This is a genomic window from Martinezella multihospitum (genome assembly GCF_900094585.1).
Taxonomy (GTDB): domain Bacteria; phylum Pseudomonadota; class Alphaproteobacteria; order Rhizobiales; family Rhizobiaceae; genus Rhizobium; species Rhizobium multihospitium.
Window position 1 is genome coordinate 1,192,362 of sequence record NZ_FMAG01000001.1, and the last position, 16,741, is coordinate 1,209,102.

The 16,741-nt window shown below is 61.5% G+C and carries 18 protein-coding genes; 12 read left to right on the forward strand and 6 right to left on the reverse strand.

Annotation, left to right across the window (positions count from 1 at the left end; genetic code table 11):
• Positions 1–7: 7 nt before the first annotated feature.
• The 12 genes from GA0061103_RS05420 (at position 8) to GA0061103_RS05475 (ending at position 12,050) form a co-directional block, all read left to right on the forward strand.
• Entirely contained in the window at positions 8–715 is a 708-nt protein-coding gene (locus GA0061103_RS05420; RefSeq protein ID WP_092707772.1) for a GIN domain-containing protein, read from the forward strand.
• Between the two features lie 132 nt (positions 716–847).
• Complete coding sequence (gene hpaR / locus GA0061103_RS05425) at positions 848–1,369, forward strand: homoprotocatechuate degradation operon regulator HpaR (RefSeq protein WP_092708699.1); 522 nt, start codon at positions 848–850, stop codon at positions 1,367–1,369.
• 98 nt (positions 1,370–1,467) lie between these two features.
• The gene (locus tag GA0061103_RS05430; RefSeq protein WP_092707774.1) at positions 1,468–2,454 is read left to right on the forward strand and encodes a helix-turn-helix domain-containing protein; all 987 of its coding nucleotides are present in this window, start codon (positions 1,468–1,470) and stop codon (positions 2,452–2,454) included.
• A gap of 103 nt (positions 2,455–2,557) precedes the next feature.
• The gene (locus tag GA0061103_RS05435) at positions 2,558–3,964 is read left to right on the forward strand and encodes an aldehyde dehydrogenase family protein (protein ID WP_092707776.1); all 1,407 of its coding nucleotides are present in this window, start codon (positions 2,558–2,560) and stop codon (positions 3,962–3,964) included.
• Positions 3,965–3,966: 2 nt separating this feature from the next.
• Positions 3,967–5,562: a GMC family oxidoreductase gene (locus GA0061103_RS05440; protein ID WP_092707778.1), complete on the forward strand. Its 1,596-nt coding sequence runs from the start codon at positions 3,967–3,969 to the stop codon at positions 5,560–5,562.
• Between the two features lie 59 nt (positions 5,563–5,621).
• Complete coding sequence (locus GA0061103_RS05445) at positions 5,622–6,875, forward strand: ABC transporter substrate-binding protein (protein WP_092707780.1); 1,254 nt, start codon at positions 5,622–5,624, stop codon at positions 6,873–6,875.
• 167 nt (positions 6,876–7,042) lie between these two features.
• Complete coding sequence (locus GA0061103_RS05450; protein ID WP_092707781.1) at positions 7,043–7,909, forward strand: branched-chain amino acid ABC transporter permease; 867 nt, start codon at positions 7,043–7,045, stop codon at positions 7,907–7,909.
• The gene (locus GA0061103_RS05455) at positions 7,906–8,943 is read left to right on the forward strand and encodes a branched-chain amino acid ABC transporter permease (protein WP_092707782.1); all 1,038 of its coding nucleotides are present in this window, start codon (positions 7,906–7,908) and stop codon (positions 8,941–8,943) included. The genes GA0061103_RS05450 and GA0061103_RS05455 overlap by 4 nt, the downstream gene beginning before the upstream one ends.
• The gene (locus tag GA0061103_RS05460) at positions 8,940–9,644 is read left to right on the forward strand and encodes an ABC transporter ATP-binding protein (protein WP_092707784.1); all 705 of its coding nucleotides are present in this window, start codon (positions 8,940–8,942) and stop codon (positions 9,642–9,644) included. Before GA0061103_RS05455 ends, GA0061103_RS05460 begins: the two co-directional genes overlap by 4 nt.
• A 1-nt stretch (position 9,645) precedes the next feature.
• On the forward strand, positions 9,646–10,362 hold the full coding sequence (locus GA0061103_RS05465; RefSeq protein ID WP_092707786.1) for an ABC transporter ATP-binding protein: 717 nt from the start codon (positions 9,646–9,648) through the stop codon (positions 10,360–10,362).
• A 15-nt stretch (positions 10,363–10,377) separates the two neighbouring features.
• Positions 10,378–11,094, forward strand: a complete 717-nt coding sequence (locus GA0061103_RS05470; RefSeq protein WP_092707788.1) for an SDR family NAD(P)-dependent oxidoreductase — start codon at positions 10,378–10,380, stop codon at positions 11,092–11,094.
• 11 nt (positions 11,095–11,105) lie between these two features.
• A complete protein-coding gene (locus GA0061103_RS05475) occupies positions 11,106–12,050 on the forward strand; it encodes an AraC-like ligand-binding domain-containing protein (RefSeq protein ID WP_092707790.1) in 945 nt (314 codons plus the stop codon).
• A 40-nt stretch (positions 12,051–12,090) separates the two neighbouring features.
• Here the strand turns inward: GA0061103_RS05475 and GA0061103_RS05480 are convergent, their stop codons facing one another.
• The 6 genes from GA0061103_RS05480 to GA0061103_RS05505 all read right to left on the reverse strand — a co-directional run bounded on the left by GA0061103_RS05480 (position 12,091) and on the right by GA0061103_RS05505 (position 16,731).
• Entirely contained in the window at positions 12,091–12,480 is a 390-nt protein-coding gene (locus tag GA0061103_RS05480) for a nuclear transport factor 2 family protein (protein ID WP_092707792.1), read from the reverse strand.
• A 7-nt stretch (positions 12,481–12,487) separates the two neighbouring features.
• Entirely contained in the window at positions 12,488–13,267 is a 780-nt protein-coding gene (locus GA0061103_RS05485) for a MoaF C-terminal domain-containing protein (protein ID WP_092707794.1), read from the reverse strand.
• A gap of 16 nt (positions 13,268–13,283) precedes the next feature.
• On the reverse strand, positions 13,284–14,072 hold the full coding sequence (locus GA0061103_RS05490; protein ID WP_092707796.1) for an SDR family NAD(P)-dependent oxidoreductase: 789 nt from the start codon (positions 14,070–14,072) through the stop codon (positions 13,284–13,286).
• A gap of 165 nt (positions 14,073–14,237) precedes the next feature.
• Positions 14,238–15,044, reverse strand: coding sequence for a 4-hydroxy-2-oxoheptanedioate aldolase (hpaI, locus tag GA0061103_RS05495; RefSeq protein WP_092707798.1), 807 nt, complete (start codon positions 15,042–15,044; stop codon positions 14,238–14,240).
• A gap of 11 nt (positions 15,045–15,055) precedes the next feature.
• Positions 15,056–15,859: a 2-oxo-hept-4-ene-1,7-dioate hydratase gene (gene hpaH / locus GA0061103_RS05500; RefSeq protein ID WP_092707800.1), complete on the reverse strand. Its 804-nt coding sequence runs from the start codon at positions 15,857–15,859 to the stop codon at positions 15,056–15,058.
• Entirely contained in the window at positions 15,859–16,731 is an 873-nt protein-coding gene (locus GA0061103_RS05505) for a fumarylacetoacetate hydrolase family protein (RefSeq protein ID WP_092707802.1), read from the reverse strand. Before GA0061103_RS05505 ends, hpaH begins: the two co-directional genes overlap by 1 nt.
• Positions 16,732–16,741: the final 10 nt, after the last annotated feature.

Below are 16,741 nucleotides of genomic sequence, written 5' to 3' on the forward strand. Positions count from 1 at the left end.
ATGGACAATGAACGGGAAATTGGCGACTGTCGCGACGACCGGACTGATTTGTGCATTCGTCTTTCTTGCGCTCGGCATCGGACTTTCCGGGCCGGACTGGGCAAATGCAGGGCATTGGTGGGGTGGCATGCGATCCGGTTGCGGATCTGCCGCATCCGGCGGACAGCAGGTTACCCTGCCTTTCAGCTCCAATGGCAGCCTGACGATCGATATCCCGGCCTCTGTTCACTATCAGCCGGGCGGAAGGGCGGAGGCCGTCATCACCGGCGATCCCGCGCTTGTCGATCATGTGCGGCTTGAGGCCGGAAGGCTGAGCATGGATTGCAATTCGGGTTGGTCTGACTCCAAATTCGACGTCAGCCTGTCAGGACCGCTCGTCACCGATTGGAGGGTGCGGGGCAGCGGCGATCTTGCTCTGTTGCAGCTCGATCAAGCGGATCTGCGCCTGAGGATATCCGGAAGCGGCAGCGTCACGGCCACGGGAAGCGCACGCTCGGTCGATCTGGAGGTATCCGGTTCGGGCACTGCGCGTCTCAAGGACCTGGCCGCTCAATCCGTGAAGATCAGAATTCACGGCAGCGGCGATGCGGAAGTCGCTGCTGCGGCGGATGCAGACATCTCGATCAGCGGAAGCGGCAATATCGAACTCTACGGACATCCGGTGCTGCGGCGTTCCGAGATCAGAGGCAGCGGCCGCCTGGTACAGGTGCCATAATCCATCGCGAGACAGCGCGCCGCGCGGCGGCGATCTTTCCCGTCGGCTTTGATCGATATCATGCGATCGCCTTGCTTTGAATGATTCTCATGTTAATCAGTGAGGGCCATAATCGAAGCGAACATGCAAAAGATGCAAAACAGAACAGACAGTGACGTGAGGCCGCGCCTAGAACCTGAAACCGCAGCGACACAAGCCAAGCGACCGCTGCGCGACCGCCGCCGTTCCCTTGCAATCGGACTTTTGCGCGCCCGTGAAGCGGTCATGAGTCATTTCCGGCCGATCCTCGCGGCGCATGACGTGACCGAGCAGCAGTGGCGTGTCATTCGCGTCCTCTATGAAGGCGGCAAACTTGACGCGACCGAATTGGCCGACAAGGCATCCATTCTGGCGCCGAGCCTGACGCGCATGATCCGCTCGCTCGAGGAGCGCGGCTTCATCACCAAGCACAAGGATAACGCCGATGGCCGCAGGGTGTTGCTGCAGATCACCCCGGCAGGGCAGGCGATCGTCGAGGACGTCATGCCGGAGAGCCAGAAAGTCTATGCCGATATCGATGCCCGCTTCGGCGTGGAGCGCGTCGAAAAGCTCCTAGACATGTTGGATGAACTTGCGTCGCTGAAACTGGAGAACGGGTCGATCGGCGAGGAATGAGACCTCTTCTTGATTTCATTAATATGTTAAGTATTTGATTGACGCGTCAGGGGATCTGTAGCAGTCTTCCGCAGTGCTGACACTGTTGGGAGGCGGAGTTGGACCTGTTGCAAAATCGCAGCCTGGTTGACCGGACCTGGTCGCCGACGCCCTACGACCAGTGGGTTGACGATCTTCAGAGCATTTGCGGCAACTTCAATCCGCACACGGTGCAGCGCGGCGATAGCGTCATCGGCACGGCCAGCCGCATCGACGTCTGCGGCATGGAGTTCGCCCATGTCTCCAACGATCTCGATTACGTCCACCGCGACTGGGACGACATTCGTCGCGACGCCAACGAGCACCTGTTCCTGATCCTGCAGCTGGAGGGTGTCTGCGGGGTGGAACATTCCGGCCAGCAGAACATCCTCGATGTCGGCGAATGCATTCTTGTCGACTCGACGCGTCCGACGACCTTCTATTTCCGCGGGCACTTCTCCAATCACCTGTCGCTGCATCTGCCCCGGCAGCTAATGTATTCGAACAGCAAGATCGATTTTGATATTGCGCGCAAACTTGAGGCGAGCGACCCGATGGCTATGATGCTACGTGCATTGATCGCCAAGATGATGACCACGCCGGATAATGAAGCAGCTTCGCCCTATCTTCGCCAGCTGATGTTCGACACGACCCGCCAGGCATTCCTCTCCACAGGTGCCCAGACGGCGAGCCTGAATTCCCTGCATGAAAGTGCCAGCAAGCGCATGCAGATGGTCGATATCCTCATCGACAAGCATCTGACCGATAGCGACCTCAGCGCTAAATGGCTGGCGACACGGCTCGGCATTTCGATCCGTACCCTGCAGCAGGATTTCCAGGGCATGGGCATGACCTGCACGACAGTTATTCGCGACAAGCGGCTGCGCTTTGCGCGTGAAAAGATCGAGCAGCTCAAGGAGCAGCGCAACCCGACGACGATAGCCGAAGTCGCCTATTCGGCCGGGTTCAATGACATTTCCTATTTCAATCGCAGCTTCAAGGAACTGTTCGATTGCGCGCCGAGCGAGCTGCTGCGCGCCGCCGAGTCGGCGCATAGATTGGACTGAAGCGCGAGACTGCGCTCCAGTCCAAGACGAGGCGCGTTTCTCCCCAAGACGGGTTTCAGGGCAAGGGCCATAGTCCTCTCGAAAGTTACGGGAGGAAAATGTCGTGAAGCAGTATACCCTGCTTATCGGTGGCGAGCCTGTTGCCACGTCCCATCATGCACCGGTCACAAATCCCTCGAATGGCGACGTCGTCGGCTTCATGCCGCTCGCCAGCGAAGCCGATCTCGACCAGGCCGTAGCCGCGGCGGCGGCTGCCTTCAAGAACTGGTCGCAGGTATCGAACGAGGATCGTGCCAACGCTTGCCGCGCAGTCGCGGAAAAGATCAACGAGCATGCCGAAGAACTGGCTCAGCTCCTCACGCGCGAGCAGGGCAAGCCGCTGAATGGGCTCGGCTCGCGCTTCGAGATCGGTGCCGCGCTCGCCTGGACGCGCCACACAGCCGAACTCGACCTGCCCGTCGAGATCCTGCAAGACGACAATGAAGGTCGCGTCGAGCTGCATCGCAAGCCGATCGGCGTCGTTGGATCGATCACGCCCTGGAACTGGCCGGTGATGATCGCCTGCTGGCACATCGTTCCGGCCGTTCGTGCCGGCAATACCGTCGTCATCAAACCGTCGCCTCTGACGCCGCTTTCTACCATCCGCCTTGTCGAGATCATGAACGAGGTTCTGCCGCCCGGCGTCGTCAATGTCGTCACCGGCGAAAACAGCATCGGTGCGGCGCTCTCTGCGCATCCGGGCATTGCAAAGATGACCTTCACAGGCTCGACCGAAACCGGCAAGAAGGTCATGGCCTCTGCCGTTGCCACCCTGAAGCGGCTGACGCTGGAGCTTGGCGGCAATGATGCCGGTATCGTGCTGCCGGATGCCGATCCGAAGGCCATCATCGAGGGCCTGTTCTGGGGTGCCTTCATCAACAACGGCCAGACCTGCGCGGCGCTGAAGCGTCTCTATGTGCATGACAGCATCTATGAGGAGGTGTGCCGCGGTCTTGCGGACTACGCTTCCAAGATCGTGGTCGGTGATGGTCTGGACAATACGAGCATCCTCGGTCCGGTGCAGAACGAGATGCAGTTCAACAAGGTGCGTGAACTTGTCGAGGATGCGCGCGCCAATGGCGGTCGTATTCTGACTGGTGGCGCGCCGATGGATCGCCCAGGCTATTTCTATCCGATCACGCTCGTCGCCGATGTGGATCATGGCGTGCGCCTGGTTGATGAGGAGCAGTTCGGTCCGGCCTTGCCGATCATCCGCTACAGCGACATCGACGAAGTGGTTGCGCGCGCCAACCAAAACCCGGCCGGCCTTGGCGGGTCCGTCTGGTCCTCCGATGTTGAGAAGGCGAAGCGCTATGCGATGCAGCTAGAATGCGGCTCGGTCTGGATCAACAAGCACGGCACGATCCAGCCGAATGCGCCCTTCGGCGGCGTGAAACAGTCCGGCATCGGCGTCGAATTCGGCGCGGAAGGGCTGAAGGAATTCACCACAATTCAGACCGTATTGAGCTGAGCATGACGAGTTACGACTATATCATCGTCGGTGGCGGCTCCTCGGGCTGCGTGCTGGCAAACCGACTTTCGGAAAATCCGGCGCACAAGGTGCTGCTGATCGAGTCCGGCCGACGGGATTCCGACCCGTGGATCCACATTCCCGCAACTTTCTTCAAGGTGCTCGGCAAGGGCATTGATATTCATCCCTATGCCTCGAACCCTGATAAGGGCCTGAACGGGCGGCCGAGCATCGTGCCACAGGGCAATGTGCTCGGCGGTGGCAGTTCCGTGAATGCGATGATCTATATTCGCGGTCATCGCAACGACTACGATACCTGGTCGCAGATGGGCTGCCAGGGCTGGTCCTACGAGGATGTGCTGCCGGCCTTCCGCTCTCTGGAAAACAATGAACGGCTGAACGGTCAGTACCATGGCACAAAGGGCGGGTTGCGCGTTTCCGATCCGCGCCATCGCCATCCATTGAGCGAGGCCTTCATCAAGGCGGCGACCGAAATCGGCATTCCCCATAATGACGATTTCAACGGTGCCGACCAGGCCGGCGTCGGCTTCTATCAAAGCACGACCTATGGCGGCCGTCGCTGGAGTTCGGCCCAGGCCTTCCTGCGCGAGGCGGAGAGGCGACCGAACCTGACCGTGCTGACGGAGCGCAAGGTCGCCCGCATCCTGTTCGAGGGGCAGAAGGCCGTTGGTGTCGAACTGCTCGACGGGACGACATTCAAGGCATCCCGTGAGATCGCGCTGACCGCCGGCGCCATCGCGACACCGAAGATCCTGCAGCTCTCCGGTATTGGCGACGGCGAGCATCTCTCTTCGCTCGGCATCAAGGTCGTTGCCGACCTGCCTGGGGTTGGCAGCAACTACCAGGATCATCTGGAAGTGCCGGTGCAGGGCGAGACGCGCGAGCCGATCTCTATCCTCGGTCATGACAAGGGGTTGCGGGCTGCCGGTCATATGCTGCGCTATCTGACCTCGCATCGCGGCCTCTTGACGTCCAACGTCGTCGAGTGTGGCGGTTTCATTGATACGGCTGGTACCGGCCAGCCGGATGTGCAGTTCCACGTCCTGCCCGTCCTGATCGGCTTTGTCGATCGCGATCCGGAACCCGGTCACGGTCTCAGCATCGGCCCATGCTATCTGCGGCCGCGTTCGCGCGGCTGGATAAAGCTCAAAAGCAAAAATCCGACAGAGCAGACGGATTTCAATGCCAACCTGCTTTCCGATCCCGCAGATGTTGAAACTCTGGTGCGTGGTGTGGAAACGGCGATCCGCATCCTTGATGCGCCGGCGCTTGCCAAGCTGGTCAAGCGCCGCGTGTTGCCGAAGCCCGGCGTCGAGAAAGATCCCGAAGCGCTCCGCGATTACATCCGCCAATCCTGCAAGACGGTGTTCCACCCGGCGGGAACGGCGCGCATGGGTCGCGCCGATGATCGTATGGCGGTCGTCGGGCCGGATCTGAAGGTGCGCGGGATCGAGGGGCTGCGCGTTTGCGATGCTTCGGTGATGCCGACCCTGGTGTCGGGCAACACCAATGCGCCGACAATGATGATTGCGGCAAAAGCCGCTGCCTTCATGACTGGAAAGACGATTTCCGGCTGAGCCGGACATCGGGAAAGCAAAGAGCCCGTGGGGAGCGGGACAACACACTGGAGGAGACAATGCCTATCAATCTGAGAGGGCTGGCAATCGGCCTTTTGCTGACGCTCGCATCGGCATTCAGCGCGCATGCGGCCGCATCCTGCGGCGACAATAGCGGCAAGCCGGCAACCGGCGAGCCGATCATGATCGGCGCCATCACCGGCAAGACCGGGCCGGACGACTTTTCCAATTCCACCAAGGCGGCGAAGGCTTATTTCGATTGCCTGAACGCCAACGGCGGCATTAAGGGCCGGCCGGTCAAATATCTGGTCGAGGACGATCAGTGGAATCCCGAAATCGCTGCGCAGCTCGCCGCAAAGCTCGTCAACGACGAGAAGGCCGTGTTGATGGTCGGCAATTCCAGCTATGTCGAATGCGGGGCGAATGCCGATTTCTACAAGAAGTCGGGCATTTTGGTCGTCGCCGGCGTCGGCGTGCCGCGTGAATGCTATTTCGCGGAGAATTATGCGCCGACCAACGCCGGGCCGCGTGTCTCGATGCTTGGCGCAATGGGGTATGCGCTCGACAAGCTGAATGCGAAGTCCGTCGTCTGCATCGGCCCGAACATCCCGAATGTCGGCACCTGGTCCTGCGATGGCGTGATGCTGCTCGCCAAGGAAAAGGGCTTTGCCGCGCAGACGATCCTGATGGATCCTGGCTCTGCCGATGCCACATCGATCATCCTGCAGGCCGCCGCAAGCAAGCCCGATGTCATCGTACTCGGCCTGTCGAAGGGCGTTGCGGTGCCGCTGTTGACGGCTGCCGAAGAGCAGGGCCTCAACCAGACGATCACCTTCCTGAGCGCCGCCTCGGCCTACGATCTCTCGGTTCCCGCAACCATCGGCTCCGGTTGGGACGGTAAATTCTATGTCAACATGGAGTTCAATGATCTCGAGGCAACGACACCAGACAATCAGAATTGGCTGGCCGTCATGGACCAGTACGGCCAGAAATCCGATCCGCGCGATACCTTTGCTCAGGCCGGCTATCTCGCAGCTCGCATCGCCGAGAAGGCGCTGATGACGCTTGATCCTGCCAAGATCAACCGCGAGACAGCCTCTGCCGCCGTACGCGAGATCAAGGACTTCAAGAGCGATATCTTCTGCGCCCCCTGGTACTTCGGCGATGGACAGCCGCGGCACAATGCCAATTCGACGACGCGCATGGCCGTTGCCGAGGGTGGAAAGTGGAAGGTCGTTTCCGATTGCGCCCCGTCGCCTGATCCGGAGCTGAAGGACATCCGCGCTTTCGAAAAATCCGCCGGCATCAACTGAGCCCAGACCCTTGCCATCGGTTCCGCGGCAAATCCGCGGGACCGAACGACCCCACGCATCGGCCCGAAAATCGGGATCGATTTTCGGAAAGCACGATGCGTTGATCTAAAGTGTTACGGCGTCCTCTGCGCGTCCGAAAGACGCGCTGCGCCGTAGAGGATCGATTGATGAGTTTTCTACCCTTCGTCATCTCCGGCCTGGGCATCGGCGCCGTCTATGCGCTCTCCGGCGTCGGCCTTGTCGTCCTGTTTCGAGCGACCGGCGTTCTCAATTTCGCCTTCGGTGCCTTCGGCGCGATCGGCGCGCATTGCGCTTGGCAACTGCTGGATTGGAAGATGCCGCTCGCCGTTGCCGTTCTTGCCGCCGTTGCCGTCTCGACGGCGATCAGCTTTCTCTATGGCCGGGTCTTCGCACCCTTGCTGTCGCATCGCGATATCGTCGTGCGCGCCGTCGGGACCCTTGCGCCGGCACTGATCCTGATCGCGATCATGGGTGTCATCTGGGGCGAGCTGCCGCGTCGCCTGCAGTTTCCGACCGACCAGATGTTCGTCTCTCTCTTCGCGGTTCGCCTGACCTTCACGCGCATCATCGCCATCATCCTCGCCGTCGTCATGGTCGTTGCCATTACGTTGCTGCTCACCCGCACCCGCCTCGGTCTCGACATGCGCGCCCTTGCCAATGATCGCGATCTCAGCGCCATCCTCGGTGTGCGCATTCTCTACACGGAAACCGCCGCCTGGATCATGACCGGCATCTTCTCCGGCTTTGCCGGCCTGCTGCTCGCCGATCTCGTCCGGCTGCAGGGGACTTTCCTGACCCTGCTGGTGATCCCCGCGATCGCCGCCGCCATCCTCGGACAGTTGCAGTCGCTATGGCAAACGGCCGTCGCCGGCATTCTGATCGGCATTGCCGAAGCCGTGCTGACGCCGATCGCCTGGATCTCGCCCTATCGCGCGGCGGCACCCTTCATCATCGCGCTCGTTGCAGTCAGCATTCTGGGAGGCACGGCCAAGGCCGCGTTGAAGGACCGATGACCATTCAGGAGCAAACAATCGCCCCAACAGCCGAAGGCATATCGATGGTGCGTCTGCCCAAGGAGCTTCTTCATGTGCCCTTAACGATGGTGATCTTCGCGCTCGTCGTTGCCTTGATCGCCAATTCCTTCTGGCTATCGGCTGCCACATCCGCCGTCGCGCTGTCGCTCTCCGTTACGGGGCTTGCCATCCTCTATGGTCAGCTCGGTCTCGTCTCGCTTTGCCAGTTCGCGCTTGTCGGCGTTGGCGGCTGGGTGACGCTGCGTGTCGGGCATGCCTTTCATCCGCCTTTTGAATTGAGCTTGCTTGCGGGCGGTATTGTCGCCTCGATTGTCGGGCTGGCATTCGGCTTGCCGGCATTACGCCTGCGCGGACTCTATCTCGCGCTGGTGACGCTGATGCTGGCCGGGGCCTTCCAGATCGTCATCAGCGCCTGGGGCTTCCCGGATGGTGGTCCGGGGTTCCTCGGGCGTGCCGATGGTTCCGGCCGCGCAATGCTCGCAAGGCCGCTGATCGCGGATGGGGAAGTCTCCTATTTCCTCTATGTTTGCGCAGTGGCGGCAATCGGCCTCTTGATCGCGCAGTGGCACAAGCTCGCTCGCCCTGGTCGGGCATGGGCGCTGATCCGCAAGGGCGAGACGGTTGCGGTTGCAAGCGGCGTCAATGTGCTGATCTACAAGGCCTGGGCCTTCGCGTTGAGTGGCTTTCTCGCCGGTCTTGCCGGCGGCTTGCTCGCGGGCAATGTCGGCCAGCTCGACGGACGCGCCTTCGGTGCCTTCGAGAGCCTCAATCTCTTCGCGCTCGCCATCGTCGGCGGCGTCTTCAACTGGTACGGCGCCGTCATCGCCGGCCTGCTGCTGCGCGCCGTGCCGGCACTGCTCACTGATCTCGGCATCGATGGCTATGTCACGATCGGGATTTTCGGCGTTGCCTTGTTCCATGCGCTGGCGACCGCGCCGACGGGCATTGCCGGCCAGATATCGGCTCTCATCATCAGGCTGAACGCCCTTCTTTCCCGGGGGAGGACGCGATGATCAAGATCGACAATCTCATCGTTCAATTCGGTGGTGTCCGACCGATCAATGAGCTGAGCGCGGTGCTGACAGCGCCGGTCGCCGGTCTCATCGGGCCGAACGGTGCGGGCAAGACAACATTGCTCAACGTGCTCTCCGGCTTCGTGAAGCCGATACAGGGTTCGGTTGCGCTCGGCGAGCGACCACTTTTGCCTTTGACGCCGCTGCAGCGGGTGCGTGCCGGCCTGCGACGCTCGTTTCAGACCGAGCAGGTGGTGGAGGATCTGACGGTTGCCGGTAACATCGCGGCCATCGCCGATCATGTCGCCGCTGCTGGGCATCATGCCCGTGCGGTCGAGCAGGCTCTTTCATTCGTCGGCCTGACAGATATTGCCGATCGTCTCGGCCAATCCCTCAATCTCTTCCAGCGCCGCCTTGTTGAACTGGCAAAATGCGTGATCGGCGAGCCGAAGCTTATTCTGCTCGATGAACCGGCCGCGGGCCTGACGGAAGAGGAAGGCAAGGCCTTTCGCGAACTGGTGCTGCGCATCCCGGTAGAGTTCCGGGCACAGGTTCTGGTCATCGACCATGATGTCGATCTCATCCGCTCCATGTGCAGCGAAACCATGGTGCTCGACTACGGCAAGCTGCTGGCACTCGGCCCGACGCAGACCGTGCTCGCCGACCCCAATGTGCGGCGCGCTTATCTAGGGGAGTTTTGATATGAGCGAGACGTCCGAAGTCCGCGTCGAAAATCTCGTCGTCGAGCGCGGCGGCAAGCGCGTCATTCATGACGTTTGCTTTTCGGTCGCGGCCGGCAAGATCACGACATTGCTCGGCGCCAACGGGGCGGGAAAGTCGAGCACGGTCATGGCCATGGCTGGCGTTCTGCCGCGCGGCGGTTCGGTACGTCTCGGCGGTACCGGCCTCGAAGGGTTTTCGCCCGACCGCATTCGTCGCGCCGGTCTTGCGCTCGTGCCGGAAGGACATCGCGTGCTCGGGCAGCTTTCTGTCGAAGACAATATTCTCGTCGCATCGCTTGATGGATCGGTGGCCGCGCGCCGGGAAAATCTTGCGCACGCCTATGAGATCTTTCCCGAACTCGCCGAGCGAAGACGCCAAGCGGCATCGAATCTTTCCGGCGGCCAGAAGCAGATGGTGGCGATGGCGCAGGCCTTCGTCGCCAAGCCCCGCTTCATGATCGTCGACGAACTGTCGCTCGGTCTGGCGCCGGCCGTCGTCAAGCGCCTGGCCGAGGCGTTGAAAATTGCCGCAGCGCGCGGCATCGGCGTCCTGCTGATCGAGCAGTTCGCCAATCTCGCGCTCGATCTTGCCGACCAGGCTCTCGTGCTGGAGCGCGGGCGTCTCGTCTTTTCGGGCGCCGCAGCGACCCTCAAGGCGCAACCCGACATCTTGCACGGCGCCTATCTGGCAAGCTGAAGCGAAGGAGCCCTCATGACATTTTCTGCCGATCTTTTTGCTGGGCGAACGGTCGTCATTGCTGGCGGTACATCCGGCATAGGGGCTGCGACCGGGCAGCGCTTTGCCGATCTCGGCGCCCGTGTGCTGAGTTTCGGGCTTGGTGCTTCGAAGGCGCCGGCAAGCCGGCGGATCGAGTATCGCGAACTCGACGTAATGAAGCCCGGTACGCTGGAAGCCTTCTTCCCCTCTGTCGAGGCGATCGACATTCTCGTCAATTGCACCGGTGTCAGTCGTGATCGAGGCGAATGGGAAAAGACTGCATTCGATGAGGTGATGGCGATCAATCTGAGATCGGTCATGGATTGCTGCCGGCTGGCGCGCCCGCGCATGCGGGCGGGTTCCGCGATCGTCAACATAGCTTCGATGTATTCGACCTTCGGCGCCGCCGATCGTCCGGCCTATGCGGCCAGCAAGGGCGCGATCGTGCAGCTCACGAAATCGCTCGCCCAGGAATATGCACAAGCCGATATACGCGTGAATGCGGTGGCGCCCGGCTGGATCGTCACGCCGTTGAGCCGCGCCCTGTTTGCAGACGAGCACGCTTCGACGCCGATCTTGCGGCGCATCCCTGCCGGCCGCTGGGGTGCGTCGGAGGAAGTCGCCGATGCGATCGTCTTTCTGTCGTCCGACGCAGCGCGCTATATCACCGGTGCGTGCCTGCCGGTCGATGGCGGTTATCTCACCTCCTGAGGGTATCGATCATGGCTGCAGCACTTTACCGGCATGTCGACAGCGCCAGCGGCCGGGCGTTCGCAGGGCTGGCGCGCAATCTCTTCGGCAACGTCCGGCTCGATTTCGGCACCGCGGATAAAGAAAAGAGCCGGATGACCTCTGCCGTACTGGGCACTTGCCGGCTGACGCGGCTGGAGGCGGATCGACACGTCGTCTTTGGTGATCATGTGATGGCGGCGCCGGATGATCCGGACGCGATCAAGCTGATCGTGCAGACTGAGGGCAGCGCCTCGCTCATGCAGGGCGGATTGCATGCGCCCGTCTCGCGAAATGCGCTCGTCGTCTACGATCCCAGCCACCCTTACATGCTGACGAACAGCACGCAGGTTCGCCAATTGCTGCTGCAATTGCCGCGTCATGCGCTACCTGCGACGGCCGTGGAACGGTTGTCGCAGCCCTTCACGGCGCACGCCGACAGAGATGGCATGTGCCGGATCCTTCTGTCGCTTATGGATTCCACCATTCATGAGGTCGATCATCTTGACGAGGCCAGACGCGCAAGTGTCGGCCAGACCATGATCGAGCTCGTGCGCACCATGATCGGCGCAGACCTGCAGCAGGCAATGCCGGTCGCAAACCCGCTTCACACATTGCTGCAGCGGATCAGGGATTTCATCGATCTCAATCTCGACCGGCCGGATCTGACTGTTACCATGATCGCGCGCCGCATGGGCTGCTCGGTGCGTTACGTCTATTGCGCATTCGAAGCCGAGTGCCTGACGCCTTCAGATTACATCTGGGATCTGCGCGTGCACAAGGCCGCGGAAAAGCTGCGAGATGCTGGCGGCTACGCCGGAGAAATATCCGAGATCGCCTTTGCGCTCGGTTTTTCCTCCAGCGCGCATTTCTCGCGCGCCTTCCGCCATCGCTATGGCGTTTCACCATCGCAATGGCGCAAGGCCAATATGTCTTAGTTGATGAAGCGGCCACGCCGGAGCCGGGCCGCCTCGTTTCTCACTTCATGGATTCAGCCACTCTCAGCGTGTCCGTGAACTGCTCGAAACGCCGGATCTTGTCTCCCGCCACGCCCCAGACGTGAACGACGCGAGCCTTGAACGCCTTGCCGGTCTGTTTGTTGGTGCCGCTATAGTCGCCGACGCCAACGACCTCGTCACCGGCGTCGAGCAGGCGTTCGAGCTTGAAGGTATAGCCGTCGAAAGCTTGCCCGAGCGCCTGGAAAACGTTCTTGACGATTTCCTGCGGGCCGACATAGGTGCCGGCGCAGGGAAAGCCATCCATCTCGGTCCAGCGGCAATCGGAAGCGATGTCGGCAAGCATGCCATCCATGTCGCGGCGATCATTGGCGTCGTAATGCGCCTTTACGATATCGAATGCTCTACGCATGGCGTCCTCACACTGGTTCCTGGCCGGGCAGGTAATAGGTCATCGACGCCTTACGGATGAAGGCGCCGGCCGGACTGTTCTGGATGCGCCCGTCACCTGTGATGCCCAGGAACTTGCCTGTCGAGCGCATGTCGTTGAAATTGTAGAAGAATGTGGATGCGACCGCGATTTTGAACTCGCGGAAGGTGAAGATATAGAGGTTGTCGTCGAACTTGTAGGTCGTGGTCAGGTCGACGTCGCCGTGGCCGCGCTGTACGCCGACGAGGCACTGCCAGGCATAGCGCTGCGACGAAAGATAGGTGTGCTCGTAGACGTGGTTAGGGCTGTAGGTGAAGTGCGCTCTGAGGCCGATCAGATCGCGGCTCTCATGCGGCACCGGCCCGCTTGCGGCGCTGCCTTCGATAACACCCGGCCGGAAGATCTGCGCGACCTGGGGCTCGCCGACGGAATCCTTGACCTCGCGAACGACCGAGTAGATGGAAAGCACGCGGCGCGTTTCGGTGTTGAGGATCAGCGTTTCGGCTTCCTTGGGCCGACCGGCAAAGATGATCTCGACGAAATAGGTCTTTGGCGCGACCTCGATCACCTCGGACAAGTCAGTGCCGCTGTCCTTGCCGTCGGACCATTTGACCTCGCCCTTGGCGAAGGCAAGCTCCAACGTGCGACCATCATCGAACGAGATCTTATGCGACGAGCCGGTCAGGGCCTCCGTGGCGGGCAGACGGTTGGTGTCGATGCCATAGGCGAATTCGTCGTAGGTTTTCCAGTCCTTGGGATTCTGGTTCATCGGTATTTCCTCTCCCTTATTCTACAAAAGCCAGCGTCGGCAGGTCGACGGTACCGGCGCCGCCGTCGACGGTAAGCACCGCGCCATTGATCATCGATGCCTCGCCCGAAGCGAGGAAGCAGACGGCATTTGCGACGTCTTCGGCGGTTGCCGGGCGGCCGAGCGGCACGTCCTTGGTGACGAGCGCATAGGCTTCCTCGATTCTGTTCAGCTTGTATTTCTCGACGATGAATTCCATCTGCTCGTCGGCCATGGCGGTCGTGACCCAGCCGGGGCAGACGGTATTGGTGCGCACGCCCTTGCGGCCATAGTCACGAGCCAGCGATTTCGCGAGGCCGATGCAGCCATGCTTCATGGTGACGTAGCCTGCCGCGTCCGGCCCGGCAAAGAGCCCGGCGATCGAGGCGAGGACGACGATGTTGCCCTGGTTCTTGATGAGATGCGGCAGGGATTCACGGGCGCTGACGAAGGCGGTGTTGAGGTTCAGGCGGACGGCGAGATCCCAGGTCTCATCCGACATGCTGACCGTCGGCCCGACGCCATGGCCGCCGGCATTGGCGATCAGGATATCGAGGCCGCCATGGGTCTCGACGACCTTCTCGACGGCAGCCTTCATCGCGGCGCCATCGGCGGCATCGGCCGCGACGATGGTCGCGCCGATCTCATCGGCAACACTTCTCAGCGGCTCGGGACGGCGCCCGACGAGCGCGACATTGCCGCCCTCTTGCCGGATGCGGCGCGCAACCGCTGCGCCGATGCCCGTACCGCCGCCGGTGATCAGGGCGGTCTTGTTCTTGAAACGCATGTTTCCTCCTCTTGGCTTTCGGGTTCATCATGACCGATGCTTGCAGAGGCGTCGCGTCCAGCTGTGCAGTCGGTTTTGACTGAGCGTGCACAACGCGTGCCTGATGCCGAGATTTGCGTGACGAAGCGCGGGATTATGCGATGCCGGGGAGGGCGGCGTCCATGATCAGTAGACTTTGGCCTCCGCCGCCGGCTTGGCGGCCTCCGCCTTCTTGAAGTCGTCCAGCAGCTTGGTCGTGGCATTGGCCAGCAGGGTGACGTCGTTGCCGATGGCGACGAAGGTCGCGCCAAGCTCGAGATAGCGTTTCGCAAGCGAGAGATCGCCGATGAGGATGCCGGCCGCCTTGCCATGCGACCGGATTTTCGCAAGCGCTTTTTCCACCTCGGCTTGTACTTCCGGCGCACCCGGCTTGCCGAGATAGCCCATGTCGGCGGCGAGATCGGCGGGGCCGATGAAGACGCCGTCGACGCCTTCGGTAGAGGCGATGTCGTCGAGTGCCGCAAGCCCAGCCCGGCTTTCCACCTGCAGGAGCAGGCAGATCTCGTCATTGGCTGTCGAAAGGTAATCCGGAATGCGGTTGAAGGCGGAGGCACGGGCAAGGGCCGCACCGACGCCGCGCACGCCATGCGGCGGGTAGCGAACCGCCTTCACCATGGTCTCGGCCATCTCCTTGCTGTCGACCATCGGGATCAGCAGGGTTTGGGCACCGATATCGAGCATCTGCTTGATGATCCAGGTCTCGCCGATCGGCGGACGGATCACCGCATGGCTTGCCGCGCCCTTCATCGCCTGCAGTTGCGAGACGAGAAGCGGCACGTCATTCGGCGCATGCTCGGCATCGAGCAGCAGCCAGTCATAGCCGGCGCCGGCGGAGATTTCGACCGTGTAGGCATTGGCGAGCGCCTGCCAGAGGCCGATCTGCGCCCGCCCTTCCTTCAGGGCCTGCTTGAAGAGGTTCTTGGGCGCAGGCATGGTTCACTCCTTCATGCAAAGAACAGGCTGACCGATCCGTAGGGACCGAAATCGGCATTGATCGTATCGCCGTGCCGCGCCTCGATCGGGCGGATGAACGAACCGGCAAGGACGATCTGGCCGGCTTCGATGCCATCGCCATACTGAGACAACCGATTGGCAAGCCAGGCGATGCCGCGTGCCGGCTGATTGAGCACGCCCGCACCAAGGCCGGTCTCTTCGACTTCCGCATTGCGGCTGACGATCGCGCCCATCCAGCGCATGTCGATCTGGTCCGGCCTTACGGCGCGGCCGCCGGTGACGATGCCGGCATTGGCGGCATTGTCGGAGATGGTGTCGACAATGGTGCGCGCTTTCTTGGTATCGGGATCGATGCGAAGGATGCGCGTGTCGAGGATTTCAAGCGCCGGGGTGACATAATCGGTGGCGTTCAGCACATCGAAAATCGAGACGTTCGGTCCCTTGAGCGGCGCCTTCATCACAAAGGCGATCTCGGCCTCGATGCGCGGCTGGATGAAGCGGTCGGCCGGCACGGTGGCGCCGTCCTCGAAGACCATGTCGTCGAAGAGCACGCCGGAATCCGGAATGTTGATGTTGAGGGCATATTGCATCGCCTTCGACGTCAGCCCGATCTTCCAGCCGATCGGCTTGCGTCCCTCGGCGATCTTCTTCTTCACCCAGGCGCTCTGCACGGCATAGGAATCGTCCATCGTCATCTGGGGATATTTGAGCGACAGGAGCCCGGTCTGGACGCGCGTCCGCTCAGCCTGATCAAGGCTTTCGGCGGCGGCCTGGATTTCGTCATGCGACAGCATCAGCGCACCTCGTCGGCGATGGTGTTTTTCAGGATGCCGAGGCCATCGGCCTCGACTTCGACGACATCGCCTGGTTTCAGCCAGATCGGTGGATCGAAGCGGGCGCCGGCGCCGGTCGGCGTGCCCGTGACGATGACGTCGCCGGGAACGAGCGTGGTGAAGGTCGAGATGTAGTTGATGATCTTGCGAAAGGAGAAGATCATCCGGCTGCTGCGGTCGCTTTGGCGTACCTCGCCATTGACGCGGGTTGTGAGCGCAATGTCTTCGAGTTGCGCCGCATCGGTGAACGGGATCAGCCAGGGGCCGATCGAGCCGGTATTGTCGAAGTTCTTGCCCTGGGTGACGTTGAACTTCGCATGCCGCACCCAGTCGCGGATCGTGCCTTCGTTGCAGAGCGACAGGGCTGCGATATGCGAGAAGGCGTCGGCCTCTGTGATCCGTCGACCGCCCTTGCCAATGACGATGACAACCTCGCCTTCGTAGTCGAGCTGCGGGCTTTCCGGCGGCCGGATCAAGGGCTGTTCATGCCCTGTGAACGACCGTGGAAAGCGGATGAAAAGCGAGGGGTTGGAGGGAGCGGCCTGCCCATCCTTGTATTCCTCGTTGCGGTCGGGGAAATTGACCCCGACGCAAATGATCTTTTCCGGCGACGGAATGGGAATTTCGAAGCGGATGTCGTCGAGCGCGAAATCCGGCTTCAAAGTCTTGGCTTCCTCTGCGAGCTGAACGAGGCGACCGGCCTCGATCACTTCGCGCAGCGTCAGCCATGTCGCGCCATGGCGGCCCGAAAGGTCGACGACACCGCCGTCGACCGCAAGCCCGTAGCCATGACGGCCGTTTCTGGAAAAAGACAGGAATCTTGGATGGGTCATGCTTTCATGG